Source organism: Pseudomonas sp. S10E 269 (genome assembly GCF_002798465.1).
In the GTDB taxonomy this organism is placed as follows: domain Bacteria; phylum Pseudomonadota; class Gammaproteobacteria; order Pseudomonadales; family Pseudomonadaceae; genus Aquipseudomonas; species Aquipseudomonas pergaminensis.
The window spans coordinates 1440212-1466084 of sequence record NZ_PHIJ01000001.1; the positions used below are offsets into that span (position 1 = coordinate 1440212).

Consider the following 25873-nt stretch of genomic DNA (forward strand, 5'->3'; position numbering starts at 1 on the left):
GACCCGGCCTCACTGTTGAAAGTAAGGCTTCTTAACACGGGCCGTCAGCGGTTCGCCACCAGATGTGCACCGAACAGCACGTAGCAGCCCCCGGCAAAGCGGTCGAGCCACTTGCGCGAACGGCTGTAGAGCGTGGCCATGCGTTCACTGGAAAACACCAAGGCCACGCTGGAATACCAACTGAACGATAAGGTGGCCATGGTGAGCACCGCCAGGGTCAGCAGCATCGGTGAAGGCGACGGCGGCATGGTGGACGCAAAGATGGTGGCAACAAACAACGCCGCCTTGGGGTTGGACAAGTTGCCCAGCAACCCCAGGCGCCAGGCGGAAAACAGCGAACGGCGCGCTTCATCCGGCAGCACGTTCTGGCCCATCGCTGGCGCCGAGCGCTTGAACAGCTTCAACCCAAGGTAAATCAGGTAGCAGCCGCCGATGATCTTGAACGCGAGGTACAGCATGGGGGCCGCCGCAAACAGCGACTTAATGCCCAGGCCACCCGCCAGCCCCCACATGACGGTACCCGTGGCCACACCCGCTGACGCCACCACACCATGGCGGCGCGAACAACTGGCAGCCAATTGCGCTGTGTTGAAAAAATTGGGCCCGGGCGTCACCACCGCGACGGTCCAGAGCAACGCCAATGATAACAATGGCGCGGCGTACGGCAGGTTGGAGAACAGCATCGGACGGTCCTTCTTGCGATGTGGGTAGCGGCTACTGGTCGGCAGCAGGCCCGGGAATGTGGACAAGCAAGTCACCTGGCTGGCAATCCAGATAGGCGCAGATGGCATCCAGCGTCCCTAGCCTTACCCCCTTGACCTTGCCTTGTTTAAGCAACGACAGGTTCTGTTCGGTAATTCCGATGGCGGCCGCCAGGTCCTTGGATTTGACCTTGCGCCGGGCAAGCATAACGTCCAGCTCGATCACGATGGGCATTTGAATCTCATACAAACGTGCGGTTTTCGGAATCCACTTCACTGGCCTGCCACAGAATACGCGCGATGACCGCGATGCAGGCGGCCAGAAACAATGCCACAAAGCTGGGTGCCGTCACACTCAAGGTGATCAACCGTTGGCCGACAGGTTCGTTCATCGTCACCCACACGCTCAACAGCGGCTCACACAAAAAATCCAGCAAAACCCATAAAGCCACCGCCTTACCGACCTTGCCCAAGTGCAACGCCGCCGCGCTGGAAAAATACTCGCCCCGCGCATAACTTTGGAACAGTTTACGCAATTGATTCAGGCCCGACGCCAACGCCAGCAAGGGAACGCTGGACAGCAAGATGCCACCCAGTGTCTGCCAGACAGGAAACAGTGCCACCTGAGCGGCGCGCCCCTGGATCTGGCGGTCGCTCAGCGCGAAACCAAACCCCAGCCCGTCGGCTGAAGAGCTTAGCACCGGAAACCACCACACCGCGGCGTTAAGGAGCAGCATTGTAACGATCAGCAGCAGCGTGATCAGGGACATGCGCTGGCTGAGTTGGGCAAGACGTTGGGTGTTCATAAACAACCTCGCTGAATAGATGTCGAGGCAAAATAACGAATTAATTATCGTAAAACAATAATTTTTTAGTGCTAAACAATACAAACCTTGAGCTGCACGTCGAATCGGCTGCACAATCGTTCAAGACCCTGCCAGGCAATCTGTCGAATACTGGGTTAACGTGTTTCCATCTCTATTTTTTGTGACAAGTCACCATGGGCAAACCCACCGCCACCCTCGACTGGCTGCACCGCGCCCCACATGCCAGTGGCCTGGACCGTATCGAGGCGTACTTTGCCGGCTTCGCCTTCGACCCGCATCGCCATGACACCTACGCCATCGGTCGCACGTTGAGCGGCGTGCAGAGCTTTCACTATCGCGGCGACATGGTGCACAGCCTGCCCGGTACGACCATGGTGCTTCACCCCGATGAAACCCATGACGGCCACGCCGGCAGCGATGAAGGCTTCAAGTACAGGATGATTTACGTCGAGCCGGCGCTGATCCAGCAGATCCTCGGCGGCAAGCCGTTGCCGTTTATCCCCAACGGTTTATCCACCGATCCACGGCTGTTTCGCGCCAGCGAAGTGTTGCTGCAGAACCTGGACAACCCCATCGACCCGCTGCAGGAACAGGACGCCCTGTTCGACCTGGCCCACGCGCTTAGCAACGTCTCGGGCGGGATCGTCAGCCGCAAGACCTTCGACTATGTCGCCGCCGAGCGGGCCCGTGAGTTTATCCACAGCGCCCTGGGGCGCAGCATCACCCTGGATGAAATGGCCGACCACGCCGGCCGCGACCGCTGGGCCTTGTCGCGGGATTTTCGCTTGCTGTTCGGCACCAGCCCCTACCGCTACCTGACCATGCGCCGGCTGGACCTGGTGCGCAGCCTGCTGGCCCAAGGCCAATCACTGGTGGACGCGGCGATGACCGCCGGCTTTACCGACCAGAGCCACATGACCCGGCAATTTCGCAGCACCTACGGTATGCCGCCGTCGCGTTGGGTGAAGATGTCAGACCGCTTCCAGGCCCGCTGACTCGGCAGGTTGCCTGAGGCGCAGCGCCAACACCGCGCCTGCCAGGGCAATCGCTGCGCTCCACCACAACGCCCGTTCGATGCCCCCCGCGCTCGCCACCGACACCAGCACCGCCAGCCCCAAGGCCCCGCCGATCTGCTGGCTGGTGGAGGCCATCCCCGCCGCCACGCCCTGCTCGCCCGGACGAATGCCCATGCCCGCTGCCACCCACATCGCGGTCCAGGTCATGCCCTGGCCGATGCTCAGGATGAAAATACCCGGCAGCAGCGACCAGAACCCCACGCCGGTCGGCAGTGCCCAGACCACCAGCGCAATGCCCACCGCTCCGGCCAGTTGCCCACTGACGAGGGTGTTGCGCAACCCCAGCCGAACCAACGAACGCTCCGCCAGCCAGATGCCGAACGTGCACACCAGGGTCGCCGGCAAAAACGCCAGCCCCGCCTGCAACACGCTGTAGCCGTAGACTTGCTGGTAATACAGCGCGAGGAAGTAGTACTGCACGCCAAAGCTGCTCATGAACACTGCCGTCAGCACCATCGCCATGCGCAACTCGCGGTAGGCAAACAGACGCAGCGGCATCAGCGGGTCGCGGCCACGGTGTTCGATCCACGCGAACAGCCCGAGCAGCGCCAGCGCCAAGGCGAGGCAGCCGAGGGTGGACGGCGCCGCCCAACCCCATTCCGGCCCCTGCACCAACGAGAACACCAGCAAGGTGCCACCGACGGTGACCGTCAACGCACCACTGACGTCGAAATTGCGCCCTCGCGCCTGTTCACCATCGGCGGGGATCCAGTACCGCGCCGCCCAGGCGCAGCCGCCCGCCAGGGGCACGTTCACCAGGAACACCGCTTCCCAGCCCCACACCTGGGTCAACACGCCACCCAACAGTGCGCCCAGCGCCAGCCCGGCCGCCGACGCCGCGCTCCACACGGCGAACGCACGGTTGCGCGCCGGCCCTTCGGCGTAGTGGGTGTTGATCAGTGCCAGGGTGGCCGGGAACAGCATCGCGCCACCCACGCCCTGCACCGCCCGCGCCAGGACCAGCAGCACTGCGCTGCCGCCCAGCACCGCCGCCAGGGACGCCAACGCATAGAGCGACTGCCCCACCCGGTACAAACGGCGCTTGCCGAGCAAATCCGTGGCCCTGCCACCCAGCAGCAGGAATCCACCAAACGCCACGCTGTAGGCACTCACCACCCACTGCAATTGCTGGGCAGAAAAATTCAGGTGAGCGCCGATCTGCGGCAAGGCGACAAACACGATGGTGGCATCCAGCGCGATGATCAGTTGCGCCGTGGCCAGCAACGCCAGCATCCAGCCAGAGGGTCGAGAGGGAGACATCACAACGTCCTGTTCGAAAAGGAGAGACCGCCAGTGTCTTTCATGCCAGATAGATGATAAATACGGATATCTCCCTTTCAGTAATGACTTTAATCATGGATCTGAACGCTGTTCGCCTATTGGTCCGCGTCGCCGAAACCCGCAGTTTCACTCGGGCGGCTGGCGATCTGGGGTTGACCCAGTCCGGCCTGTCCCGCGCCATATCGCGCCTGGAGAACGAGCTGGGCGTGCGCCTGCTGCAACGCAATACGCGCAGCGTCAGCCTCACCCCCGACGGGCAAATGCTGTACGAGCGCAGCGCACCATTGCTGGCGGAATTGGCCGAAGCCGAGAAGCTGATGCTCGACCGACGCAGCACCCCTTCCGGCCTGTTGAAGATCAGTACGCCGTCGCTGTTCGGGCGCAAAGTGGTCATGCCGGTAATCGGCGAATTGACCTTGCGTTACCCCGAGCTGCGCATTGAGGCGGTGATGACGGACCGCCTGGTGGACATCGTCGACGAAGGCTTCGATGCCTTGCTGCGCACCGGCGAGATCCAGGACCAGCGCCTGATCGCCCGCGCCCTGCCGCCACTGCGCTGGGTGACCGTTGCCGCGCCGGCTTACCTCGCACGTTTCGGAACCCCCACCCGTGTGGATGAACTCAACGACCACCACTGCCTCACCGTGCGCAATCTGCGCAGCGGCCGCATGGTGGACTGGCAGTTCATGATCGATGGCAACGTGCAGGACGTGAGTGTCGAAGGGCGACTGATCTTTGATATCGGCGATGCGCTGGTGGATGGCGCCGTGGGCGGCTTCGGCATCGCCCAGGTGATGGACTTTGCCGTGCGCGACGACCTGGCCGCCGGGCGCCTGGTGCCGATATTGGAGGACGTTGCCGGGCGCAGTCGGGCGATCTCACTGGTCTATCCGCCGTCCCGGCAGTATTCGCCCAAATTGATGGCCTTCGCCGAAGCGCTCAGCCAGGCACACTGGTAAACCTGTAGGAGCCGGCTTGCCCGCTCCTACAAGGGCCTATCAGGTCAGGGTTTTGCCGATGATGGGCTGGCCGATGGTCAGGAAGTTCCCGCCCGCCACATGGTGCAAGGTGCGCAGCTCGTCATGCCCTTCGAAGTGCCAGTGGCCTTCGCTGAACACGCGCTCGTCAGCATAGGCTGCGACCACTTCACCCAGGAACAGGTCGTAGGTTTGCTGGTTGTGGGGCTCGGGCAGCAGGCGGCATTCCAGCCAGGCCACGCAGCCTTCCAGCAGCGGTGCTTCGGTGTGTTCGCCGTTGAATACCTGCAGGCCGTAAGTGGCGAATTTGTCCGTCTCGGAACCGGTGATGTTGCCCACCGTTTGCACAAGGTCAGCCTGGGCCGCACACGGCACCTGGAGCACAAAGGTGCCGGCGCTTTCCAACAGTTGGCGAGTCCAGGTGGCTTTGTCCAACACCACCGCGACTTTCGGCGGCTCGAAGTCCAGCGGCATGGCCCAGGCGGCCGCCATGATATTGCGCTGTCCATTGTGCGCGGCGCTCACCAGCACGGTGGGGCCGTGGTTGAGCAAACGGTAGGCCTTGGACAGCGAAACGGGGCGACGGTGGGTAGGGCTCATGGAAGGTCGACTCTTCGTGCAAGAAAGCACCTACGATACCTGAAGCCCTACGCTTAACTCGACAGTTGGTTGGCGAACTGGCCGACCGCGCTGACCACCTTCTGGGCACCGTCCTGGATTTCCACGATCACCGTGCCCGCCTCGGCTGCCAGGGCCAGGCCTTGCTCGGCTTGCAGACGGCCATCGTTCATCAGGGTCACAGCATCGCGGGCCATGTCCTGGTTCTGGCGCACCACGCCGACGATCTCTTCGGTCGCCTTGCTGGTCCGTGATGCCAACTGCCGAACTTCATCGGCCACTACGGCAAAACCACGGCCCTGCTCACCGGCGCGCGCCGCTTCGATAGCTGCGTTGAGTGCCAGCAGGTTGGTCTGCTCGGCAATGCCGCTGATGGTCTTGACGATGGTGCCGATGACCTGGGACTGAGCGTTCAGCGCCTCGATGCCGTCGCCGGCCTGCTGCATGTGCTTGGCCAGGTCGCGCATCACATCCACGGCCTGGGTCACCACGGTGGTACCGCGCTGGGCGCTGTTGTCGGTTTGCAGCGAGGTGCTGTAGGCAATGTTCGCCGCTTCGGCGACCGCCTGTTCCTGGTTGACCTGGTCGGTGATCACTGTGGCGAACTTGACCACTTTGTACAGCCGGTCATTGGCGTCCAGCACCGGGTTGTAGGTCGCTTCCAGCCACACCACACGGCCATGGCTGTCGACCCGCTTGAAGCGCGCCGCGACGAATTCACCGGTGTTCAGGCGTTTCCAGAAGTCCTGGTATTCGGTGCTGTTGTATTCCTCCGGCTCGCAGAACATCCGGTGATGCTTACCCTGGATCTGCGCCAGGCTGTAACCCATGCCGCCGAGGAACCGATCATTGGCGGTGAGCACATGGCCACCGAGGTCGAACTCGATCACGGCCGTCGAGCGTACCAGGGCGTTCATGAGGTTTTCATGCTCGCGGGAGGCTTCGATCGTGCGGGTGAGATCGCTGGAATACATCGAAAAATGCTTGATGCGCCCATCGGAACTGCGCACCGGCTGCACAATCGAGCGCAGCCAGGCTTCCTGGCCATTGCCACGCATCAGGCGCACGGTGCCTGCGAAGTGTTGACCGCGCAGCAGGGCGTTCTTGAAGCGTTGCTGGAACTCATCCCGACGAACGTGGGCCGGCTCCAGATCTTCGATCGCGCGCCCCAGCAGTTGACCATTCTGGTAGGCCAGTTCCTGCAGGAAGTTAGCGTTCGCCCACTCCACCCGGCCTTCGGCGTCCAGCGTCAGGCACAACATTTCACTTTCCAGGCTCTCCTTGACCTGATTCAAGCTGGACAATTCTTCGCGAAGAGCCGCCAGCTCCTGCTTCAAACGGGTGTTGAACATGGGGCACCAATGACCAAATGGGGGAGATGAACCTGACCTGCATCGGCGCTACCCGCATTTTCTTAAGCGGGCTTTAATCCCCAAAACAACTATATTTTTGGATCCATTAACTGCCGTTATTTCGGCACACCCCCATCACCTGATATTCAAGAGTAGAGAGCTTGCCGCTGGAGTCCTCATAGGTCATGCGCGACGGCACCGGGTTGCACGAACGGATCGGCGGCGTAACGTTGACCACCTTGGCAATGTCCAGTGTCATGCCATAGCGGTACGCCTGCACCTGGGGTGCCGGCTTGCCTTTCTTGGCTGCGTAGTCGGCCATGGCCTTCTCGTTGCGCTCCATCATCAACGCGAACGTTCGATCACCCCCGCCCTCGGCCAATGCGCCAAAAGACAGGATTGCAGTTAACACACCCAGACCCACGGTATAAAAGTTCATGGTTAGTTCCTCGACTGAAGTTCAGTGCCGAGACTAACCAACGAACCCTGACGCCACCTTCACTAGAACATTACTTATTTGTTAGATAACGCTGAGTTTCCAGAATTGTAATGTGCGCGCCACGTCTTCGTTATCCACGGTTTGCAACTATCAGCCCGGGCTACATCAATAAGAACGCCCACTCCCATAAGAAGCTGATAACTGCCAATACCCAGGAGCGAACCATGCGTATCCGTCACTACAGCTTGCCCCTGTCACTGTGTGCCGCCTTGCCGCTGGCTGCGGTGGCCGTGGAGGACAAGCCCGAAGGCTTTATCGAGGGCAGCAGCTTCAATGTGCTGGCGCGTAATTTTTACTTCAACCGCGATGACCGCAAGGGCCAGTCCAGTCCCACCGGCAACGGCTATTCCGAAGCCTGGGCCCAGGGTTTGATTGGCAAATTTGAATCCGGCTTCACCCAGGGCTTCGTGGGGTTTGGCCTGGACGCGTTCGCCATGGTCGGCGTGAAACTCGACTCAGGCACCGGTCGCAGCGGCGGCAAGGGTTCGTTCGGCATGTTGCCGGTGGACAGCGAAAACCACCCCGAGGACAACTACAGCAAAGTCGGCGGTGCGGCGAAATTGCGTGTGCTGGATACCGTGATCAAGGCCGGCGACGTATTCCCGCTGAACCCGGTGGTGGCCTACGGCGATTCGCGCGTCTTGCCGGAAAGCTTCCGGGGCGTGACCGCACTAAACACCAGCCTTGAGGGCCTGACCCTGCAAGGCGGACGTTTGAGCGGCATGAGCCAACCGACCGAAAGTGGCATGAACAAAGGCTTTGCGACCTTCTACGCGGGGCAAGTCGACTCGCCCTGGGTCGGCTATTTTGGCGGCGACTACACCGTCAACAAACACCTCAGCGTCAGCCTCTACAGCAGTCGCCTGAAGGACGCCTGGGACCAGTACTACTTCGGCAGCGCCGCCAGTTATCCGCTGAATGACGACATCTCGCTGTTTGGTGACTTCAACTACTACATGGCCGTGGACGAAGGTAAAAAACGCCTGGGTGAGTTCGACAACAACATCTGGAGCGCCAGGCTCGGAGTGAAGGTCGGCGCCCACAGCCTGGCCGTATCGCACCAACGCAACAACGGCGATGACGACTTCGATTACCTGCGCCAGTCGGACTCGATCTTCCTGAACAACTCGATCCAGTACAGTGACTTCAACTCGCCCAAGGAGCGTTCGTGGATGGTGCGCTACGACCTGGACATGCAGGCCTTCGGCATCCCCGGCCTGTCGTTCATGACCCGCTACGGCAAAGGCACCGGCGCCGACTACAGCAATGCCAACGCGGTGTACATGCGTCGCGATGCGGCAGGTGACCCTCTCACCGATCAACGCCGCTGGGAGCGGGATATCGAGGCCGAATATGTCGTGCAGGCTGGCAACTTGAAGGACTTATCGTTGCGACTGCGACAGGCGACCGTGCGCTCCAGTGCATTTGAGTCGGACCTGGAAGAAGTTCGGCTTATTGTCGAGTACCCCATCGCCGTACTGTAAAGCCAGCCCATTACATTCACTTGCCGATGCACTACACCTCTTCACAGGTTGAAGTCTGTCAGAACTGTAATATCAGGCTCACCTTCGCGTTAAGTTGCACTTTCTACACTGCACATCGAACACATCTCATCTCTGCAGCTTTTGTGTAGCTCCTTTGGAACAGAGATGAATTTTTACGCCCCAGCCGGGGCGTTTTTTTTGTGCGCAGGCTCTGTGACGAATCGTCGCGCGCGCCTGACGTGGCTTGACCCTAAAGCTACTTCACCGTTCAGGCTGCGCTTTTGATGACGTGGCCTACAGACTACCCCGCCTCGCTATGAGGCCATGCCCTTTTCGTTTTCTTTGAAGGTAACTCCCCATGCGTATCCTTGTGGTTGAGGACGAGCAGAAAACCGCCGACTACCTGCAGCAAGGCCTGACCGAAAGCGGTTATGTCGTCGATTGCGCCGCCAGCGGCATTGATGGCCTGCACCTGGCCCGGCAACACAGCTACGAATTGGTGATCCTTGACGTCAACTTGCCCAACACCGACGGTTGGGAAGTGCTGGAGCAACTGCGCCGCGACGGCAACCAGCGCGTGATGATGCTGACCGCACGCGGGCGGCTCGCCGACAAGATCAAGGGTCTGGACATGGGCGCCGATGATTACCTGGTCAAGCCCTTTGAGTTTCCCGAGCTGCTGGCCAGGGTGCGTACCCTGCTGCGACGCAGCGAGCACATCCCGGTGCCGGACGTGCTGCGGGTCTCGGACCTGGAACTGGACCCGCGCCGGCATCGCGCCTATCGCGGCAACCGCCGGATCGACCTGACCACCAAGGAATTCGCCCTGCTGCATGTGCTGATGCGCCAGGCCGGCGAGGTGATGACTCGCACGCAAATCATCTCGCTGGTGTGGGACATGAACTTCGACTGCGACACCAATGTGGTGGAGGTTTCCATCAGCCGCCTGCGGGCCAAGGTCGATGACCAGAGCGAAGTAAAGTTGATCCATACCATCCGCGGCGTGGGTTATGTGCTGGAGGCGCGCCCATGAGGACCAGCAGCCTGTCGATGCGCCTGGGGTTGACGGTCAGCCTGATGGGCGCCGGGTTGGTTGTGCTGCTGGCGACCCTGGCGTTCCTGGCGCTGCCCCATGAACTGGACAAGCTGGCGCGCAAGGGCCTGGAAAACAAAATGGAGCAACTGGCCCATACCCTCGGCCAAGGCCTCGATGAACATCGCATCACCAACCGCCCCCATTCGCTGCTGGACCTGGTGATGGGCCACGACAACATCTACCTGACCATCATCGGTACCCGGCGCGATGCACCGGTACTCCTCAGCGTCGGCGCCAAGCCCCAACAACCGCTGCTGCTCGATGTGCCCACCGGCAAAGACCTGACCTATCTGAACTGGGTCGACAGCCAGGGCAATCGCATCCTCAGTGCGACGCGCCTGATGCCCCTGCAAGGGGGCGAGTACGTGCGTGTGCTGCTGTCGCTGGACCGCTCCGATGATGAAGCGTTGCTCAGTGCCTACCTGCGCTCCACGGTCATCGCGCTGCCGATGCTGCTGATCCTGATCGGCATGGGCGCCTGGTGGCTGGTGCAACGCGGGCTTGCGCCCTTGCAGCAGTTCAGCCGCGTGGCGGCCAAGGTCACGACCCAAGACCTGACCCATCGCCTGTCCCTGGACAACCTGCCCAAGGAGCTAGGCGAGTTGGCCGAGGGCATCAACGTTATGCTGCATCGCCTCGACGCCGGGGTGCAGCAACTGTCGCAGTTCTCCGACGACCTGGCCCACGAACTGCGCGCGCCCTTGACCAACCTGATGGGCAAGGCCCAGGTGACCTTGTCCCGCGAACGGCCCTCGGCGGAATACAAGGCCGGCCTGGAATCCTGCACCGAGGAAATGGAGCGCCTGTCGCGGATTGTCTCGGACATGCTGTTCCTGGCCCAGGTCAGCCACCCCGCCGCACGCGCCGGGTTTGCCCCGGTGTCACTGGCACAGGAAGCACAGCGGGTAATGGAGCTGTTCGCCCTTAGCGCCGAGGACAAGCACATCACCCTGAGCCTGCGCGGCGACGCCTGGGTGACGGGGGACCGCCTGATGATTCAGCGCGCGATCTCCAACCTGCTGTCCAATGCGATTCGCCATACCCCCAACGCTTCCAGCGTATTGCTGTTGGTGGAAAGCTATGACCAGAGCGTGTCGCTGTCGGTCGGCAATCCGGGGCGCGGCATCGAAGCCCATCACCTGCCGCACTTGTTCGAACGCTTCTACCGGGCCGACAGCAGCCGCACCCGGGCCGAAGGCGGCACTGGCCTGGGGCTGGCGATTGTGCAGTCGATCATGCACCTGCATCAGGGGCACGCCGACGTCAGCAGCCAGCCGGGCCGCTTCACGCGGTTCAGCCTGGTATTTCCTCTTCCTTGCGATGCGCCCACTGATACAACGCCGGTAGCACCAGCAACGTTAGCAACGTAGAGGAAATAATCCCGCCGATCACCACCGTCGCCAGCGGCCGCTGCACCTCGGCGCCGGTGCCGGTGGCGAGGGCCATGGGGATAAACCCCAGGGACGCCACCAATGCCGTCATCAGCACCGGGCGCAACCGGGTCAACGCACCTTCGTGGATGGCCACCGACAACGAACGCCCTTCCTCGCGCAGGTTACGGATGAAGGCGATCATCACCAGCCCGTTCAGCACCGCCACACCGGACAAGGCAATAAAACCCACCCCGGCCGAGATCGACAGCGGAATATCGCGCAGCCACAGCGCCATGATCCCACCGGTCAAGGCGAATGGAATGCCGGTAAACACCAGCAGCCCGTCCTTGAGGTTGTTGAACATCATGAACAGCAAGCCGAACACCAGCAACAACGCCACCGGCACCACGATGCGCAGCCGGTCGGACGCCTCCTTCAATTGTTCGAACTGGCCGCCCCACGAGGTCCAGTAGCCCGCCGGCACTTTCACCTGGGCGATGAGCGCGGCTTCGGCCTCTTCCACGAATGTGCCGATATCCCGCCCACGCACGTTGGCACTGACGATCACCAGGCGCTTGCCGTTCTCGCGGCTGATCTGGTTCGGCCCGAGCACCAGGTCCAGGCTCGCCACCTGGGACAAGGCGATAAAGCCCAACTGACCCGACGCGTTACCCGGCACCGGAATCAACAGCCGCGACAGCCCGTCGATATCGGTGCGCAGCGCGTCGGACAAACGCACGACCATGTCGAAACGCCGATCGCCTTCATACAACGTACCGGCCTGGCGCCCACCGACGGCGACGGCAATGGTGTCCTGCACATCGCCCACATTCAGGCCAAAACGCGCGGCCTTGTCGCGGTCGATATTGATGGTCAGCACCGGCAGGCCAGAGGTTTGTTCCACCTTGACTTCGGAGGCGCCACTGAGCTTTTGTAAGGTCTCGACAATTTGCCCGGCGGTCTTGTTGAGCACGTCCATGTCATCGCCAAACACCTTCACCGCCACGTCGCTGCGTACGCCGGAAATCAACTCGTTGAAACGCAGTTGGATCGGCTGCGACAACTCGTACGCACTGCCCGGCACAATCGCACTGGCGCGCTGGATGTCGGCAATCAGCGCCTCGCGGGACTTGCTCGGATCAGGCCATTGGTCCTTGGGCTTGAGCATCACGTAACTGTCGGAAATATTCGGCGGCATCGGGTCGGACGCAATTTCCGCAGTGCCGGTACGCGCAAATACCCGCTCGATTTCCGGCACCTGGGCCATCAAGGTTTTTTCCAGCTGCTGCTGCATCTGCACCGATTGCGTCAGGCTGGTGCCCGGCACGCGCAAGGCCTGCTGGGCGAAGTCACCTTCACTGAGGCTGGGGATAAATTCGCTGCCCATGCGGCTGGCGACAGCGCCCGAGGCGACGATGGTCAACACGGCGAGGCCGAATACCAGCGGACGACGCGTCATGACCCAATCGAGCACCGGTGCATAGACCCGGCGCGCGCTGCGCATGACAACGTTTTCTTCTTCCTTGACCTTGCCCGTGACGAACAGCGCAATCGCCGCCGGCACGAAGGTCACCGACAGAATCATCGCGCCCAACAGGGCGATCACCACGGTAAATGCCATGGGGTGGAACATCTTCCCGGCCACCCCGGTGAGAGCAAAGATCGGCAGGTACACCACCATGATGATCAGTTGCCCGAAGATCAGCGCGCGCCGCGCTTCCTTGGCGGCGGCGAACACTTCATGCAGGCGCTCGCTGCGGGTCAGCAGGCGACCATGGCGCTGTTGCGCGTGGGCCAGGCGGCGGATGGCGTTCTCGACGATCACCACCGCGCCGTCAACAATAATGCCGAAGTCCAGCGCGCCAAGGCTCATCAAGTTGGCGCTGACCTTGTTGGTGAACATCCCGGTAAAGGTGAACAGCATCGCCAGCGGAATCACCATCGCGGTGATCAGCGCAGCGCGGATATTACCGAGGAACAGGAACAGCACCGCCACCACCAGCAATGCACCTTCGAAGAGATTTTTCTTCACGGTGGCGATGGCTTTTTCGACGAGGTTGGTGCGGTCGTAGACGGTGACCGCGACGACGCCTTCGGGCAGCGACCGGTTGATCTCTTCGAGTTTTTTCGCCACCGCCTGGGACACGCTGCGGCTGTTTTCGCCGATCAGCATGAACACCGTGCCCAGCACCACTTCGCGGCCATTTTCCGTGGCCGCGCCGGTACGCATCTCACGCCCGATCTCGACCTGGGCCACGTTGCGCACGCGAATCGGCGTGCCGTCCGAGCTGGTGATGACAATATTGGCGATGTCCTCAATGGACGCCAATTGCCCCGGCGCACGGATCAGTAATTGCTCGCCGCTGCGCTCGATGTAGCCGGCGCCGACATTGGCGTTGTTACGTTCAAGCGCCGTGACCAGGTCATTCAAGGTCAGGTTGTAGGCGGCCAGGCGCTTGGGGTCGGGCGCAATCTGGTATTCCTTGGCAAAGCCGCCAATGGTGTTGATCTCGGCCACGCCCGGCACGTTGCGCAGTTGCGGCTTGATGATCCAGTCCTGGATCACCCGCAGATCGGTCGGGGTATAGGGCGTGCCGTCGTCCTTTAGCGCGCCGTCCTTGGCCTCCACGGTCCATAGGAAAATTTCTCCGAGGCCGGTGGAAATCGGCCCCATCGCGGTTTCGATGCCGACGGGTAATTGCTCGCGCGCCACCTGCAGCCGCTCATTGACCAATTGGCGGGCGAAGAACAGGTCGGTGCCGTCCTTGAAAATCACCGTCACCTGGGACAGACCGGACCGCGACAGCGAACGGGTCTGCTGCAAACCGGGCAAGCCGGCCATGGCGGTTTCAATGGGAAAGGTGATGCGCTGTTCGGTTTCCAGCGGCGAAAAACCGGCCGCCGCCGAGTTGATCTGCACCTGCACGTTGGTGATGTCGGGCACCGCGTCGATGGGTAACTTCTGGTAGCTGGCGATGCCGACACCGGCCATCAACAGCACTGCCAGCAACACGATGATGCGCTGCTCGATGGCAAATTGGATAAGGCGCTCAAACATGGGGAATCACTCGCAGGATCAATGGGCGTGCTCGGCCGAGCCTTTGCCCAGTTCAGACTTGAGGATGAAGCTGCCGACCGTGGCCACCTGCGCCCCGGCATCCAGGCCCTGGCGTACTTCGACGTAGCCGTTTTCGCTCGCGCCGAGTTCCAGGTGACGGGTGACGAACCCGTGTTCGGTGCGCACAAACACCGAGGGCTTGTCCTCGACAGTCTGGATCGCCTCTTGGGGTACGGTGACCTTGGCCTGGAACGTGTCCGTGGCCAGTTGCACGCTGACAAACAAACCAGGGCGCCAGGCGTCATCAGGGTTGGGCACGCTCACGCGCACGGTGGCGGTGCGCGTCTGCTCGCCGAGCAGATTGCCGACATAGGCCACGGTGCCGCGCACGTCGGTGCCCATTTCCGTGGAGCTGACGGTCACCGGCTTGCCCACCCGTACCTTGTTCAAGTCCTTGGGAAACACACCGAAAGTCACCCACACCTGGGACAGGTCCGAGAGCGTGAAGGCGTTGGTGGTTTCACTCACCACTTCGCCAACGCCCAGGTGTTTTTCCACCACCACACCGGCAAAGGGCGCACGCAGTTCATAGCGATTGCCACCCACCAACACTGCACTGCCACTCAAAGCCGTCATCTTCTGGCGGGCGTTGTTCAGGGCGATTTCGGCTTCTTGCAGAGCTTGGCGCGCCAGCAGGTAATCCTGCTCGGCGGAAATTTTGTCCTGCCACAGTTGGCGCTCTCGCTGGAAGGTGGTGCGGGCCAGCTCGACCCGGCGTTCACTGGCGGCCAATTCGCTGCGCTGATCGGAAATCTGCTGGCTGGCGATCACCGCCAACAACTCACCCTGCTTCACCGACTGGCCCAGGTTGACCTTGACGGCCTCCACCACACCCGCCGCACGCGGGACGATGTGGGAGGTGCGGTCTTCGTCGAAGCGTACTTCCCCCGGCAGCACCAGCAGCGTGCTGATCGCACGAGGTTGAGCCTGGGCGATCTGAATGCCGGCGGCCTGAATCTGCTGCTCGGTGAGTTCAAGTTCGCCTTCTTCTTCATCGGCCATCGCAAAGCTGGACAGCATCAGGCTCAAGGCGACGGCAAGCGCCACGCCATGTGTGTTGTTCATAAAGGACTCCAGGAAAAATCAAAACCGGGCGAGGTCGCCGTAGATCCGTTCGATGCGCACCCAGGCGTCGGTGGCCTGGGCGGTGGCCGTGAGGTATTGGGTGCGGGCTGCGATGAGGGTGCGCTGGGCGTCAAGCACATCGAGGAAGCTGAACTTGCCCATCTCGAAACCGCGAGTGGCGCTGTCCACCGCCAGTTGAGCCGCAGGCAGGATCTGCTGGTTGAAGGCGCGCACTTCGGTATTCGCGGTTTGCCACAGGTCGAGGGCTTGCCGGGTTTCGGTGCGCAGGCGCAGTTCGGCGGCGTTGCGCAGGTCGCGGGCCTGGTCGGCGCGGCGCGTGGCCGCCAGCACGTTGCCCTGATTGCGGTTGAACAGCGGGATCGGCATCGACACGCCCACCAGGTTCACGCGCTCGCGCACGCTGGCGTCGTATTGGCTGCCGATGGACACGTCGAGGTCGGGAATGCGCTGGGCTTTTTCCAGGCCCACGCTGGCTTCGTTTTGCAGAATGTTCAGTTCGGCCAGGCGCAGTTCAACGGTTTGCTCAAGACGATCGAGCAACTGCACGGCTGGCGGCAAGGACGGTGGGAATTGGTTTTGCGAGGCGACGGCCTGGAAGTCCGGCACGGCGCTGCCGGTGCTGGCGGCCAGGCGGCGATAGGCATCGGTGAGGCCTATCTGTGCACGGTTCAACTCCAGGCGTATTTCCGACGATTGCACCTGCGCGCGCGTCGCTTCCACCGGCGAGGTTTTGCCCGCCGTGACACGACCGTTGGCGACGACCAGTCCACGCTCGGCCACCGCCATGGAGCGCTGTGCCAGGTCGAGGCGTTCCTGGGCGCGCAAGGCACCGTAATAGCTGTCGATGACGTCCGCGCGCAGAAGGTTGCGGCGCTGTTCCAACGTCAGCGCGGCAGCGTCCTGGGCAAGGGTGGCGACGTCGATGCGCGCGCCGCGCTTGCCGCCCAGTTCCAGGGTTTGGCTGAGCTTGATGGAGGTGGTACGAGAGTTGCGCCGCGTGTCTTCAGCATCCCAGGAAGCCACCGGGTTGGGGATCAGGCCGGCCTGTTGACGTGCGCCTTGGGCGATGTCGATTTCCCATTGCGCGGCCGCCAGGTCAGGGTTGTTGGCGAAGGCGGTTTGCAGGGCAGCGTCGAGGGTCAGGGGTTGTGCACCGACCCCTTGCGCCGTCGCCAGAAACACGACGACCGACCACAGAAATGTTCTTGCACGAATTGGCATAACGAGAGTTCCAGGCCCATGAAATGGCGGATAAATCCAAGCCGGGGCACTGTAGCTTTCGGTACTTATCAGAGCGGTGTGCAGAACATTACAAATCCGTTAGACAGGGTCAGGCATGCACGTCGTCATGTTCGTCATGCGCAAAACCGTCGCCTTCGATCTGGATGGTCGCGTGGGAAATATCGAATTGCTCATGCAGCAGTTCCGTCACCGCGGTGAGGATTTGTGGTTCCGTACTGAGCGCCGAATCCGCCACCAGGTGGGTGCTCAGCACATTCTTGCCGCTGGTGAGCGCCCAGATATGCAGGTCGTGTACATCCTTGACCCCACGCACACCGCGAATAGCCTGCTCCACCTGGTCGATATCAATACCGTCCGGCACACCTTGCAGCAGCACATTCATGCTGTCCTTGAGCAACGTCCAGGTACGGGGCAACACCCAGAAACCAATGGCCGCCGCGACCAGCGAGTCGACCCAGCCCCAGCCTGTGTACAGGATCACCAGCGCCGCGATGATCACACCGATGGAGCCAAGCATATCGCTCCAGACCTCCAGGTAGGCGCCCTTTACATTCAGGCTTTCGCCGCTGGCGGCGCTCAGCAGGCGCATGGAAATCAGGTTGACGATCAGCCCCAGCACGGCGATCACCAGCATGCCGGTGGACTGTATCTCGGCGGGCGCCTGCAGGCGCTGATACGCCTCGTAGAGGATGTAGAACGCAACGACGAACAGCAGCAACGCATTGAATGCCGCGGCGAGGATTTCGAAACGCGCATAGCCGAAGGTGCGCTTACGATCAGCCGGGCGTTTCGCAACCTGGATCGCCACCAGGGAAATCGCCAGCGCCAGGGCGTCGGTCATCATGTGGGCGGCGTCGGACAGCAGCGCCAGGCTGCCGGTGACGAAAGCGCCAATGACTTCGGCAATCATGAAACTGCCCGTCAGCCCCAGGGCGATCCATAACAGACGTTCGTGGCCGGCGCGTACTTGGGCGTGGCTGTGTCCTGCGCTCATGGAAAATCCTCGTGATGGTCAGTGGTGCGCAATCATAGAGCGATAGGCCAAATCCCCCGCTCCAGGTTGCAGGATTGTCATTGTGGCGCCAGCCCGGCGTTAATTTTTGATCGCACCAAAAGTGCACATGAACGCTCTGGAACAGTTGTATCAGGTATGCTTTTCGAGCAGGAAACAAAAAGAAACATATTTCCCAACCTGTTCGATAAGGAGTCCCGTTTTGGAGTTATCGACTGCCGCGTGGATGGTTCACGACACCCGCCTTATGTTCTGTGTACTGCTGGCCATCGCCAGCATCATTGTGCTGATCAGCGCGACCAAGTTGCCACCGTTCCTGTCGATCCTGATTGGCACCTTTATCGCCGGAGTCGGCGCCGGCCTGCCGCCAGAAGAGGTGGCCAAGGCGTTCAGCAAAGGCGCCGGGGCGATCCTCGGTGAAGCGGGGATTATCATCGCCCTGGGCTCGATGCTCGGCGCACTGATGGCCGAATCCGGCGCGGCCGACCGCATTGCCACCACCCTGCTCGGGCTGGGCAAGGGCAAGTCATTGCCGTGGGTAATGGCGCTGGTAGCCATGGTGATCGGCTTGCCGCTGTTCTTCGAAGTGGGCCTGGTGATGATGGTGCCGATCATCTTTGTGATGGCTAAACGGTCGAACCAGCCGCTGCTGAAAATCGCCATCCCGGCACTGGCGGGCATGACCACCCTGCACGCCCTGATGCCACCGCATCCAGGGCCGCTGATTGCAGTGGGCGCGTTGCATGCGGACCTGGGCCTGACCATGTTGCTGGGCTTCTGCCTGGCGGTGCCGGCGGTGATCCTGGCGGGCCCGATCTACGGCAACTGGCTGTCCAAGCGCCTGCATGTGGATGAACCAGCCGACATTGGCGCGCTGTTCAGTGCGCCACCCAAGGCGCCGCGCCAGCCGAGTTTCGGCGTGTCGCTGCTGATTATTCTATTGCCGGTGATTCTGATGCTGGGCAGCACCCTGGCCAAGGTCGCGTTGCCGGTCGAAAGCACCGTCGGCCTGACCTTGAAGTTCCTCGGCGAGCCGTTGATCGCCCTCGGCCTGGCCGTGATTGCCGCCGTGGTCTGCCTGGGCTGGGCCGCCGGCATGCCGCGTGCGGACGTTGGCAACACCCTGCGCAAAGCCCTCGCCCCCATCGCCGTGTTGCTGCTGACCATCGGCGCCGGTGGCGGCCTCAAGCAGACCCTGTTGGACGCCGGCGTCAGCCAGACCATCAGCAAGGTCGCCGAAGGCGCACACATGCCCTACCTGCTACTCGCGTGGCTGATTGCAGTTGCGCTGCGCCAGGCCACCGGCTCGGCCACCGTCGCCACCACCACGACCGCCGGCATCCTCGCACCGATGATGGCGGGCCTGGCCGCGACACAGAGTTCACTGGTAGCACTGGCGATCGGCGCCGGCTCGGTGTTCTTCTGCCACGTTAACGACGCCGGGTTCTGGATGGTGCGTGAGTACTTTGGCCTGCAGCTGAAGCAGACGATCTGGGTGTGGTCGGTGTTGCAGACCATCGTGTCAGTCGTGGGGTTGGTGGGTACGTTGTTGATGTGGCACTTCTTGACCTGAAACTAGGCAGCCAAGGTGTGGCGCTTTCCAAACAGCGCCACACTCACCACGCCCACCGCCCCCATCACCACGCAATACCCCACGCAAATCCACGGGCGGGTCGGCATCAGTGCAATCAGCAGCAGCGGTGTCGTACTGGCCCACAGCGCGTAGGCGATGTTGTAGGTGAAGGAAATCCCTGACACCCGCACGTGCGCCGGAAACAGGCCGACCATCACCGAAGGTACCGCGCCCACCACGCCACAACTGAGTCCCGCCAGGGCATACGCCGCCCCCAGCCAAACGCCGCCGTTGATCAGGCTGGCGTATAAAATGCCGACACCCACCGGCAGCAGCAGGCTGTAGACCAGCACCGCGCGCCAGGCGCCAATGCGGTCGACCAGCAGACCAGCCAGTACGCAGCCGATATTCAGGAACACGATGCCCAGGGCGCTCAAGGCGAAGGTATGGCTGGGGCTCATGCCGAAGGTTTTCTGCATCATGGTCGGGGTGATGACCACCAGCACCACCACAGCAGAGGTGAGCACGCAGGTGAGGATCATCGCAGGCAGCAGCACGGCACGATGGTCGCGCAGCACGGTGCGCAGTGGCAGTTCGGCAGCGGCCTGGCGGCGGGCCTGCATTTCGAGGAATACCGGGGTTTCGCTGAGCCAGCGGCGCAGCCACACGCCGATCACACCGAATACACCGCCAAGCAGGAAGGGAAAGCGCCAGGCATAGTCGAGGATTTCGGCTGGGGTGAAAACTTGCGCCAGCAGGGTCGCGGTAAGCGCGCCGAGCAGGTAGCCGAAGGTCAGTCCGGCTTGCAGGAACCCCAAGGCGTAGCCGCGATGGTGGGTGGGTGCGTGCTCGGCGACGAAGGTCCAGGCGCTGGGCACTTCACCGCCCACTGCGGCGCCTTGCAGCACGCGCAGCGCCAGCAGGATCAGCGGGGCGAAATAACCGATTTGCGCATAGGTGGGCATGATCCCGATGAGCAGGCAGGGCAAGGCCATCATCAGGATACTCAGGCTGAACACGCGCTTGCGCCCCAGGTGATCGGCAAAGTGCGCCATCAGGATGCCGCCCAACGGGCGTGCCAGGTAGCCGGTGACGAAAATGCCAAAGCTCTGCAACAGGCGCAGCCACTCGGGCATTTCCGGCGGGAAGAACAGTTGGCTTAAGGTCAGCGCGAAAAACACGAAGATAATGAAGTCGTAGATTTCCAGGGCACCGCCCAGGGCGGCCAGGCCCAGGGTTTTGTAGTCGGAGCGGGAAAAACGCTGCGCCCGTGGGGAAAAGGTGGCAGTCATGTGATGGCTCGGCAGACAAACAAAATGGCGTGCAGGTTATGAGTTGAGCCCATTGAAGGCAATCACGGCAGATATATTTGTTTTCCTCATGGATCGATGAAGATAACTGCATTCCCATATCAATGGCCGTAGCGGAACATGCCGTAAAACTGCCAACACCATAATAAATACAAGAGGAAAGACTCGTGGCCGATGCTATCGAAGAAAGCCGCTATGCCCGATTTGCCCTGCGCTGTTCCAACTTCGCCGAACGCTGGTTTCCAGACTCCTGGGTGTTTGCCGCCCTCGCCGTGATCATCGTCGCCGTGGCAACCCTGGGCATGGGTGCCGCGCCGACCGAAGCGGCCAAAGCTTTCGGCGATGGGTTCTGGAGCCTGATTCCATTCACCATGCAGATGGCCTTCGTGGTGATTGGTGGGTATGTGGTCGCCAGTTCGCCGCCTGCGGTGAAACTGATCGACCGTCTGGCGCGTATCCCCAAGAACGGCCGCTCCGCCGTGGCTTGGGTGGCCTTGATCTCGATGGTCGCCTCATTGTTGAACTGGGGCCTGTCCCTGGTGTTTGGCGGTTTGTTGGTGCGGGCATTGGCGCGTCGCACCGATTTGCGCATGGATTATCGCGCGGCCGGGGCTGCGGCCTATCTGGGCCTTGGCGCTGTGTGGGCGCTGGGGTTGTCGTCGTCGGCCGCGCAGTTGCAGGCCAACCCGGCCAGCTTGCCACCGTCGATTCTGTCGATCACGGGGGTGATCCCCTTCACCGACACCATCTTCCTGTGGCAATCCGGCGTGCTCTTGCTGGCGTTGATCGTGGTGTCGCTGATCATCGCCTATGCCACCGCCCCCGGCCCGAACAGCGCCCGCGATGCCAAGGCTTGCGGGGTCGACCCGGCCTTCAACCTGCCCAAGCTGCAAGCGCCCACCCGCCCGGGTGAATGGCTGGAACACAGCCCATTGCTGACAATCCTACTGGCGCTGCTGGCGGCTGGCTGGCTGTTCCATGAGTTTTCGACCAAGCCGGCGATCAGCGCGATCTCGGGGCTGAACACCTATAACTTCCTGTTCATCATGACCGGTGCCCTGCTGCACTGGCGCCCGCGCAGCTTCCTCGATGCAGTGGCCCGTGCCGTTCCGACCACCACTGGCGTACTGATCCAGTTCCCGCTGTACGGCTCGATCGCCGCGCTGATGACCGTGGTCAAGGGTGGTGACGGCCAGACCCTGGCGCACCATATCTCGACCTTCTTCACCTCCATCGCCTCTCACGACACCTACGCGTTGCTGATGGGTGTGTACTCGGCAGTGCTGGGCTTCTTTATCCCGTCGGGCGGCGGCAAGTGGATTATCGAAGCACCGTATGTGATGCAGGTGGCCAATGACCTGCAATACCACCTGGGCTGGTCGGTGCAGATCTACAACGCAGCCGAAGCGTTGCCGAACCTGATCAACCCGTTCTACATGCTGCCGTTGCTGGGGGTGCTGGGCTTGAAGGCGCGGGACTTGATCGGGTTCTCGTTCGTGCAGTTGCTGGTGCACACCCCGCTGGTGTTGTTCCTGCTGTGGGCGCTGGGGACGACGTTGACGTATTTGCCGCCGGTGATGCCTTAAAAGCACCTTCTGATGCAACGCGTGGGGTTGTCCTACTCCAGACAACGGCAACCCCCGACTCCTCTCGCCAACACCTTTGATTAACCTGACTCGGACTCCTACTCACCTAGCACCAAGGAAACTCCGATGACGCCCCTATCCAAATCACTGGAAGAGTTGATCACTGATATTTACCAGGACGGCAACGTGTCGTTCACTGAGTACAGGGCCTTGCGAGACGACGCCGATCGCCGCATGGCGGCCGTTATCAAAGAGTTCGGCCAGCACAACAACGTGACCGCCTTTCAAAAATCGATCGACGTGGCCATGCAGTTATTGCAGACCAGCGTGATCGATGCAAAAAAGGCCAAGCTGACCGATACGGGCGAGGCCATCGTCAAAGATGCGGTGACGGCTCAGGTGGAGTACCTGCGTGCAGGCGCCCAGTTGGCACTGCGTCTGCTGTAATCCTCCGATTCAAATCGCTGTCTTCGTTCCGTCACATTCCGTTGCTACCGTCCTGCGAAATATCTTGCAACAACTCGCCAAGGACTCCCCGTAATGAGTGACGAGCACGAAGACCGCCCTACCCACGATTCCGCCGACCAACCGCCCGTAGACACCAGCCGTCGGCGTTTCCTGGGAGGCGCGGCGGTGTTGGGGGTCGGTGCGACCCTGAGTGCCTGCGGCAATACCGGCGAAGTACCGGGCAAGCCGGTGGCGCGGCCACTGACGCCGCAAGAGCTGGACAAGGCCTTGCACGACCAGGTGAAAACCGTGGTGGTGATCTATGCCGAGAACCGCAGCTTCAACAATTTGTTTGCAGATTTCCCCGGTGTAGAGAAACCACTGTCGGCCCTTTCTGTCGCTGACGTCCAGCAACGCGACCGCGACGGCAGTGTGCTGTCCACCCTGCCTCCCACCTGGGGCGGCGTGTTGCAAGTCGGCCCGCAAACGGTGGACGGGGTGACCTACCCCAGCGAGGTGCAATTCCAGGAAAACCTGCCCAACGCGCCGTTCGCCCTCAAGGGCCCCAACGGCGAAGACCTGCCCCTGAGCCTGGTCACCCGCGATTTGTGGCACGTGTTCTACCAGAACCAGATGCAGATCAATGGCGGCAAGAACGACGGTTTCGTTGCCTGGGCGGACTCCGGTGGCCTGGTGATGGGGCACTACGCCCAGAGCCGGTACTCCCTGCGCCTGTGGGACGTCGCCAAGGAGTTTGTGCTGTGCGATAACTTCTTCCAGGGTGCGTTCGGTGGCTCGTTCCTCAACCATCAATACCTGATCAGCGCCACCGCACCGTTTTACCCGAATGCCGCGCAATCGGTGGCCAAGGCGCAGATCGCCACGCTGCAAAGCGATGACCCCACCGACCCGCGCCTCAAGCCGCTGGACAAGTCCCCGGCCAGCGCGATGACCGGCCCGCCACAGTTCGGCCCTAGTGCGTTGACCCCGGACGGTTACGGCGTGAACACGCTGGCGCCGCCTTACTGGCCGACCTGGATCCGCGACCCGGAAAACCCGGATTACTCCAAACCCGACCTGCCCAACGTGCTGGTGCCACAAACCCACGAGCACATCGGTGACAAGCTGTCGAAAAAGAATGTCGACTGGGCCTGGTACGCCGGCGCGTGGCAAGCCACCTTGGACCAGTTCAAGGACTCGGGCGGCATTCCGAAGATTCCGAACTTCCAGTATCACCACCAGCCATTCAACTACTTCAAGCAGCAGGGTCCGGAAAATCGCGCCGAGCGTGACAAGCGCCTGCGCGATGGTGGCTTGGGGGATGAGTCGAGCACCAACAAGTTCTTCGCCGACGCCCAAGCCGGCAAACTGCCCGCGGTGACCTTCTACAAGCCTCAAGGCAACCTGAACATGCACGCCGGTTATGCCGACGTGGCCTCTGGCGACCGCCATATCGCCCGCGCCCTGAAAGTGCTGCAAGAGAGCCCGCAGTGGAAAAACATGGTGGTGGTGGTGACCGTCGATGAAAACGGCGGCTGGTGGGACCACGTGGCCCCACCCAAGGGCGACCGCTGGGGACCGGGCACACGGGTCCCGGCGATTGTGGTGTCGCCGTTCGCACGCAAAGGCACGGTGGACCATACGGTGTACGACACTGCCTCGATCCTGCGGTTGATCACCCGGGTGTTCCAGCTGGAGACCCTGGACGGCCTCAAGCAGCGGGATGACGCCATGATCGCCCGTGGCCAGAAGCCCATGGGTGACTTGAGCAATGCCTTGCAATTCAATCTGTAGGTTTTCTTATCCAATAGCGACACGCCGGGTGATTTAGTGCGCGGCTTTCCTGGTCAGCCGCTACTGTGTGGAGGTGGGCTTTCATCCCGCGCAGACGGGCTTTCGCTGACAAGGAAACAATCATGTTTAAACCGACCAGGCTGTCCTTCACCCTGGCCGCACTGATGGCGAGTGCGGTCGTACAGGCCGACATCGAGGTGCCGTTGGGGAACACACAGCGTGTGACCCAACTGTTCGCCTACCCCAATAACTGCAACGTGATCTGCTTTCGGCCATGGACGCTGGAACAGACTGCCGAGCACTATCTGAACCAGAGCCTGCAACGGGATGGATACAGTCGGGCGAAAGTCAGCGTCAAGACCCGTGACGGGCAAGTATACGCCACGTTCAGCGGGGTACCGGAGAGCTATGGCCAACCCCTGACCACATTGCTCAATACCGCCGATCTGGCCTACCAGGGCGCCAGCAAGCTCAACAGCGATGGCAAGTGGGCCTATAACTGGTACCTGTTCCTGCCGCTGGGCATGGCCCTGGAAAACCGAAAAAGCATCGAGCTGCTGCATTTCCCGCCGGATTATTCCCTGACCCAGGCCCAGGATTACCTGGAATCGGCCACCACCGACCGCTGGGCCACCTTGCTCACGGATAACGGCATCCCGGCCACCGAAACCCCGGCTTACCAGACCATCATCGATATCGCGCCCATTGCCGCGCCATCCAACGCAGGCAAGGACCTGGAAACCGTCTACAGCTATTTCACCGATTACCAGACGCGCATGGTCCAGGAACTGAGCCTGTCGGCCAAAGGCGCTTTGCCCATGGTTGCGTTCGGCGCGCCGGTGCGCAGCTGGATCAAGCAGCAATACGGGCAGACCGTGAACGTGCTGAGCCTGGCGCAGATCAGCCCGACACCGGGCCAAAACGTGTCGGTGCTGGGCGCTAACCACCCAAGTTACATTTGGTATGCCGCAAGCCCCGACACCTACGACGGTAACGAGCAGAAAGCCGATGAGGCCGGTTTGAAGGTGATGGGCCAGGATCTGAGCGCCGCGTGCTGGCAGGCCGGGATGGGCCAGAAACCAGCAAGCGATCCGAATGTATTGCTCAAGGCATGCATGAACACCTGGCAAGTCACACGTAAGGAGCAGACCTGTGAGTTGTTTTATACCTCGGTGCGCAACTTGTCCCCGGAGGAGGCAAACGCAAAATGCGCCACGCCCGCCATCAAGACGCAATTGAAACAACTCAAGAATGCCGCCCCCACCCCAGCCATTGCGGCCCCGGCGTTGTAGTTCGCACAAAAAACCGTCGACTTCTACTGTCAACATTGACAGTAGAAATCGGCACCATCTTCAGCGAGTCTTGAGCGGCGTTCATCAGCTGCAAGACCGGTAGTCAGACACCACCCGCAGGTCGATGCA

At 61.6% G+C, this 25873-nt stretch carries 22 protein-coding genes and 1 pseudogene; 10 read left to right on the top strand and 13 right to left on the bottom strand.

The features are described from left to right. Positions 1-44: 44 nt before the first annotated feature. Genes CWC48_RS06835 through CWC48_RS06845 form a run of 3 tightly spaced genes read right to left on the bottom strand, consistent with a single transcriptional unit; the run spans position 45 to position 1507 of the window. Positions 45-683, bottom strand: a complete 639-nt coding sequence (locus CWC48_RS06835) for a LysE family transporter (protein ID WP_078046756.1) — start codon at positions 681-683, stop codon at positions 45-47. Positions 684-714: 31 nt separating this feature from the next. Further along, positions 715-936 (bottom strand): helix-turn-helix transcriptional regulator, encoded by a 222-nt coding sequence (locus CWC48_RS06840; protein ID WP_099493974.1) that lies wholly within the window; start codon positions 934-936, stop codon positions 715-717. A gap of 7 nt (positions 937-943) precedes the next feature. After that, positions 944-1507 (bottom strand): DUF2975 domain-containing protein, encoded by a 564-nt coding sequence (locus CWC48_RS06845; protein ID WP_078046754.1) that lies wholly within the window; start codon positions 1505-1507, stop codon positions 944-946. A gap of 194 nt (positions 1508-1701) precedes the next feature. Between CWC48_RS06845 and CWC48_RS06850 the strand changes: the two genes are divergently transcribed. Further along, positions 1702-2523: an AraC family transcriptional regulator gene (locus CWC48_RS06850; protein ID WP_078046753.1), complete on the top strand. Its 822-nt coding sequence runs from the start codon at positions 1702-1704 to the stop codon at positions 2521-2523. On the opposite strand, the gene CWC48_RS06855 is transcribed toward CWC48_RS06850, so the two are convergent. After that, positions 2500-3837 carry an MFS transporter gene (locus CWC48_RS06855; RefSeq protein ID WP_100491551.1) on the bottom strand — a complete coding sequence of 446 codons (1338 nt, stop codon included), beginning with the start codon at positions 3835-3837 and terminating at the stop codon, positions 2500-2502. The genes CWC48_RS06850 and CWC48_RS06855 overlap by 24 nt on opposite strands. Positions 3838-3959: 122 nt before the next feature. On the opposite strand from CWC48_RS06855, the gene CWC48_RS06860 reads away from it, so the two are divergent. Beyond that, a complete protein-coding gene (locus CWC48_RS06860; RefSeq protein WP_078046751.1) occupies positions 3960-4844 on the top strand; it encodes a LysR family transcriptional regulator in 885 nt (294 codons plus the stop codon). A 39-nt stretch (positions 4845-4883) separates the two neighbouring features. Here CWC48_RS06860 and CWC48_RS06865 read toward each other — a convergent pair whose 3' ends face one another. The 4 genes and pseudogenes from CWC48_RS06865 to CWC48_RS06875 all read right to left on the bottom strand — a co-directional run bounded on the left by CWC48_RS06865 (position 4884) and on the right by CWC48_RS06875 (position 7271). After that, complete coding sequence (locus CWC48_RS06865) at positions 4884-5462, bottom strand: flavin reductase family protein (protein WP_100491552.1); 579 nt, start codon at positions 5460-5462, stop codon at positions 4884-4886. A 53-nt stretch (positions 5463-5515) separates the two neighbouring features. Continuing rightward, the gene (locus CWC48_RS30805; protein WP_370589429.1) at positions 5516-5947 is read right to left on the bottom strand and encodes a methyl-accepting chemotaxis protein; all 432 of its coding nucleotides are present in this window, start codon (positions 5945-5947) and stop codon (positions 5516-5518) included. 108 nt (positions 5948-6055) lie between these two features. Continuing rightward, positions 6056-6832, bottom strand: a pseudogene (locus CWC48_RS30810) (PAS domain-containing protein); the annotation flags it as partial. Positions 6833-6938: 106 nt separating this feature from the next. Further along, positions 6939-7271 carry a DUF2790 domain-containing protein gene (locus tag CWC48_RS06875; protein ID WP_078046748.1) on the bottom strand — a complete coding sequence of 111 codons (333 nt, stop codon included), beginning with the start codon at positions 7269-7271 and terminating at the stop codon, positions 6939-6941. Positions 7272-7495: 224 nt separating this feature from the next. On the opposite strand from CWC48_RS06875, the gene CWC48_RS06880 reads away from it, so the two are divergent. The 3 genes from CWC48_RS06880 (at position 7496) to CWC48_RS06890 (ending at position 11281) form a co-directional block, all read left to right on the top strand. Continuing rightward, positions 7496-8815: an OprD family porin gene (locus CWC48_RS06880; protein ID WP_100491554.1), complete on the top strand. Its 1320-nt coding sequence runs from the start codon at positions 7496-7498 to the stop codon at positions 8813-8815. Positions 8816-9173: 358 nt separating this feature from the next. Further along, positions 9174-9848, top strand: a complete 675-nt coding sequence (locus CWC48_RS06885) for a heavy metal response regulator transcription factor (RefSeq protein ID WP_058423142.1) — start codon at positions 9174-9176, stop codon at positions 9846-9848. After that, the gene (locus CWC48_RS06890) at positions 9845-11281 is read left to right on the top strand and encodes a heavy metal sensor histidine kinase (protein ID WP_100491555.1); all 1437 of its coding nucleotides are present in this window, start codon (positions 9845-9847) and stop codon (positions 11279-11281) included. Before CWC48_RS06885 ends, CWC48_RS06890 begins: the two co-directional genes overlap by 4 nt. Here the strand turns inward: CWC48_RS06890 and CWC48_RS06895 are convergent. The 4 genes from CWC48_RS06895 to CWC48_RS06910 form a co-directional block, all read right to left on the bottom strand. Further along, the gene (locus CWC48_RS06895) at positions 11205-14342 is read right to left on the bottom strand and encodes a CusA/CzcA family heavy metal efflux RND transporter (RefSeq protein ID WP_100491556.1); all 3138 of its coding nucleotides are present in this window, start codon (positions 14340-14342) and stop codon (positions 11205-11207) included. The two genes, CWC48_RS06890 and CWC48_RS06895, sit on opposite strands and share 77 nt — an antisense overlap. A gap of 18 nt (positions 14343-14360) precedes the next feature. Beyond that, positions 14361-15467 carry an efflux RND transporter periplasmic adaptor subunit gene (locus CWC48_RS06900; RefSeq protein ID WP_078046744.1) on the bottom strand — a complete coding sequence of 369 codons (1107 nt, stop codon included), beginning with the start codon at positions 15465-15467 and terminating at the stop codon, positions 14361-14363. Between the two features lie 18 nt (positions 15468-15485). Next, on the bottom strand, positions 15486-16709 hold the full coding sequence (locus CWC48_RS06905) for a TolC family protein (RefSeq protein WP_157806802.1): 1224 nt from the start codon (positions 16707-16709) through the stop codon (positions 15486-15488). Positions 16710-16818: 109 nt separating this feature from the next. Next, complete coding sequence (locus tag CWC48_RS06910; RefSeq protein WP_100491558.1) at positions 16819-17724, bottom strand: cation diffusion facilitator family transporter; 906 nt, start codon at positions 17722-17724, stop codon at positions 16819-16821. A 220-nt stretch (positions 17725-17944) separates the two neighbouring features. Here CWC48_RS06910 and CWC48_RS06915 point away from each other — a divergent pair, with 220 nt between their 5' ends. After that, a complete protein-coding gene (locus CWC48_RS06915) occupies positions 17945-19315 on the top strand; it encodes a gluconate:H+ symporter (RefSeq protein WP_100491559.1) in 1371 nt (456 codons plus the stop codon). Positions 19316-19317: 2 nt separating this feature from the next. On the opposite strand, the gene CWC48_RS06920 is transcribed toward CWC48_RS06915, so the two are convergent. Further along, positions 19318-20607: an MFS transporter gene (locus CWC48_RS06920; RefSeq protein ID WP_078046740.1), complete on the bottom strand. Its 1290-nt coding sequence runs from the start codon at positions 20605-20607 to the stop codon at positions 19318-19320. A 185-nt stretch (positions 20608-20792) separates the two neighbouring features. On the opposite strand from CWC48_RS06920, the gene CWC48_RS06925 reads away from it, so the two are divergent. The 4 genes from CWC48_RS06925 (at position 20793) to CWC48_RS06940 (ending at position 25744) form a co-directional block, all read left to right on the top strand. After that, entirely contained in the window at positions 20793-22211 is a 1419-nt protein-coding gene (locus tag CWC48_RS06925) for a short-chain fatty acid transporter (protein WP_078046739.1), read from the top strand. Positions 22212-22337: 126 nt separating this feature from the next. Beyond that, on the top strand, positions 22338-22658 hold the full coding sequence (locus CWC48_RS06930; RefSeq protein WP_100491560.1) for a hypothetical protein: 321 nt from the start codon (positions 22338-22340) through the stop codon (positions 22656-22658). A 93-nt stretch (positions 22659-22751) separates the two neighbouring features. Beyond that, on the top strand, positions 22752-24452 hold the full coding sequence (gene acpA / locus CWC48_RS06935) for an acid phosphatase (RefSeq protein WP_100491561.1): 1701 nt from the start codon (positions 22752-22754) through the stop codon (positions 24450-24452). 122 nt (positions 24453-24574) lie between these two features. After that, the gene (locus tag CWC48_RS06940) at positions 24575-25744 is read left to right on the top strand and encodes a hypothetical protein (RefSeq protein WP_100491562.1); all 1170 of its coding nucleotides are present in this window, start codon (positions 24575-24577) and stop codon (positions 25742-25744) included. The last annotated feature ends 129 nt before the right edge of the window (positions 25745-25873 follow it).

Bases quoted from the DNA above. Each gene is read 5' to 3' on its own strand.
- CWC48_RS06880 (WP_100491554.1), top strand. From the start codon at position 7,496: ATGCGTATCCGTCACTACAGCTTGCCCCTGTCACTGTGTGCCGCCTTG.
- CWC48_RS06840 (WP_099493974.1), bottom strand. From the start codon at position 936: ATGCCCATCGTGATCGAGCTGGACGTTATGCTTGCCCGGCGCAAGGTC.
- CWC48_RS06850 (WP_078046753.1), top strand. From the start codon at position 1,702: ATGGGCAAACCCACCGCCACCCTCGACTGGCTGCACCGCGCCCCACAT.
- CWC48_RS06845 (WP_078046754.1), bottom strand. From the start codon at position 1,507: ATGAACACCCAACGTCTTGCCCAACTCAGCCAGCGCATGTCCCTGATC.
- CWC48_RS06905 (WP_157806802.1), bottom strand. From the start codon at position 16,709: ATGCCAATTCGTGCAAGAACATTTCTGTGGTCGGTCGTCGTGTTTCTG.
- CWC48_RS06835 (WP_078046756.1), bottom strand. From the start codon at position 683: ATGCTGTTCTCCAACCTGCCGTACGCCGCGCCATTGTTATCATTGGCG.
- acpA (WP_100491561.1), top strand. From the start codon at position 22,752: ATGAGTGACGAGCACGAAGACCGCCCTACCCACGATTCCGCCGACCAA.
- CWC48_RS30805 (WP_370589429.1), bottom strand. From the start codon at position 5,947: ATGCGCGACCTGGCCAAGCACATGCAGCAGGCCGGCGACGGCATCGAG.
- CWC48_RS06890 (WP_100491555.1), top strand. From the start codon at position 9,845: ATGAGGACCAGCAGCCTGTCGATGCGCCTGGGGTTGACGGTCAGCCTG.
- CWC48_RS06930 (WP_100491560.1), top strand. From the start codon at position 22,338: ATGACGCCCCTATCCAAATCACTGGAAGAGTTGATCACTGATATTTAC.
- CWC48_RS06940 (WP_100491562.1), top strand. From the start codon at position 24,575: ATGTTTAAACCGACCAGGCTGTCCTTCACCCTGGCCGCACTGATGGCG.
- CWC48_RS06860 (WP_078046751.1), top strand. From the start codon at position 3,960: ATGGATCTGAACGCTGTTCGCCTATTGGTCCGCGTCGCCGAAACCCGC.
- CWC48_RS06910 (WP_100491558.1), bottom strand. From the start codon at position 17,724: ATGAGCGCAGGACACAGCCACGCCCAAGTACGCGCCGGCCACGAACGT.
- CWC48_RS06865 (WP_100491552.1), bottom strand. From the start codon at position 5,462: ATGAGCCCTACCCACCGTCGCCCCGTTTCGCTGTCCAAGGCCTACCGT.
- CWC48_RS06920 (WP_078046740.1), bottom strand. From the start codon at position 20,607: ATGACTGCCACCTTTTCCCCACGGGCGCAGCGTTTTTCCCGCTCCGAC.
- CWC48_RS06895 (WP_100491556.1), bottom strand. From the start codon at position 14,342: ATGTTTGAGCGCCTTATCCAATTTGCCATCGAGCAGCGCATCATCGTG.
- CWC48_RS06900 (WP_078046744.1), bottom strand. From the start codon at position 15,467: ATGAACAACACACATGGCGTGGCGCTTGCCGTCGCCTTGAGCCTGATG.
- CWC48_RS06885 (WP_058423142.1), top strand. From the start codon at position 9,174: ATGCGTATCCTTGTGGTTGAGGACGAGCAGAAAACCGCCGACTACCTG.
- CWC48_RS06855 (WP_100491551.1), bottom strand. From the start codon at position 3,837: ATGCTGGCGTTGCTGGCCACGGCGCAACTGATCATCGCGCTGGATGCC.
- CWC48_RS06875 (WP_078046748.1), bottom strand. From the start codon at position 7,271: ATGAACTTTTATACCGTGGGTCTGGGTGTGTTAACTGCAATCCTGTCT.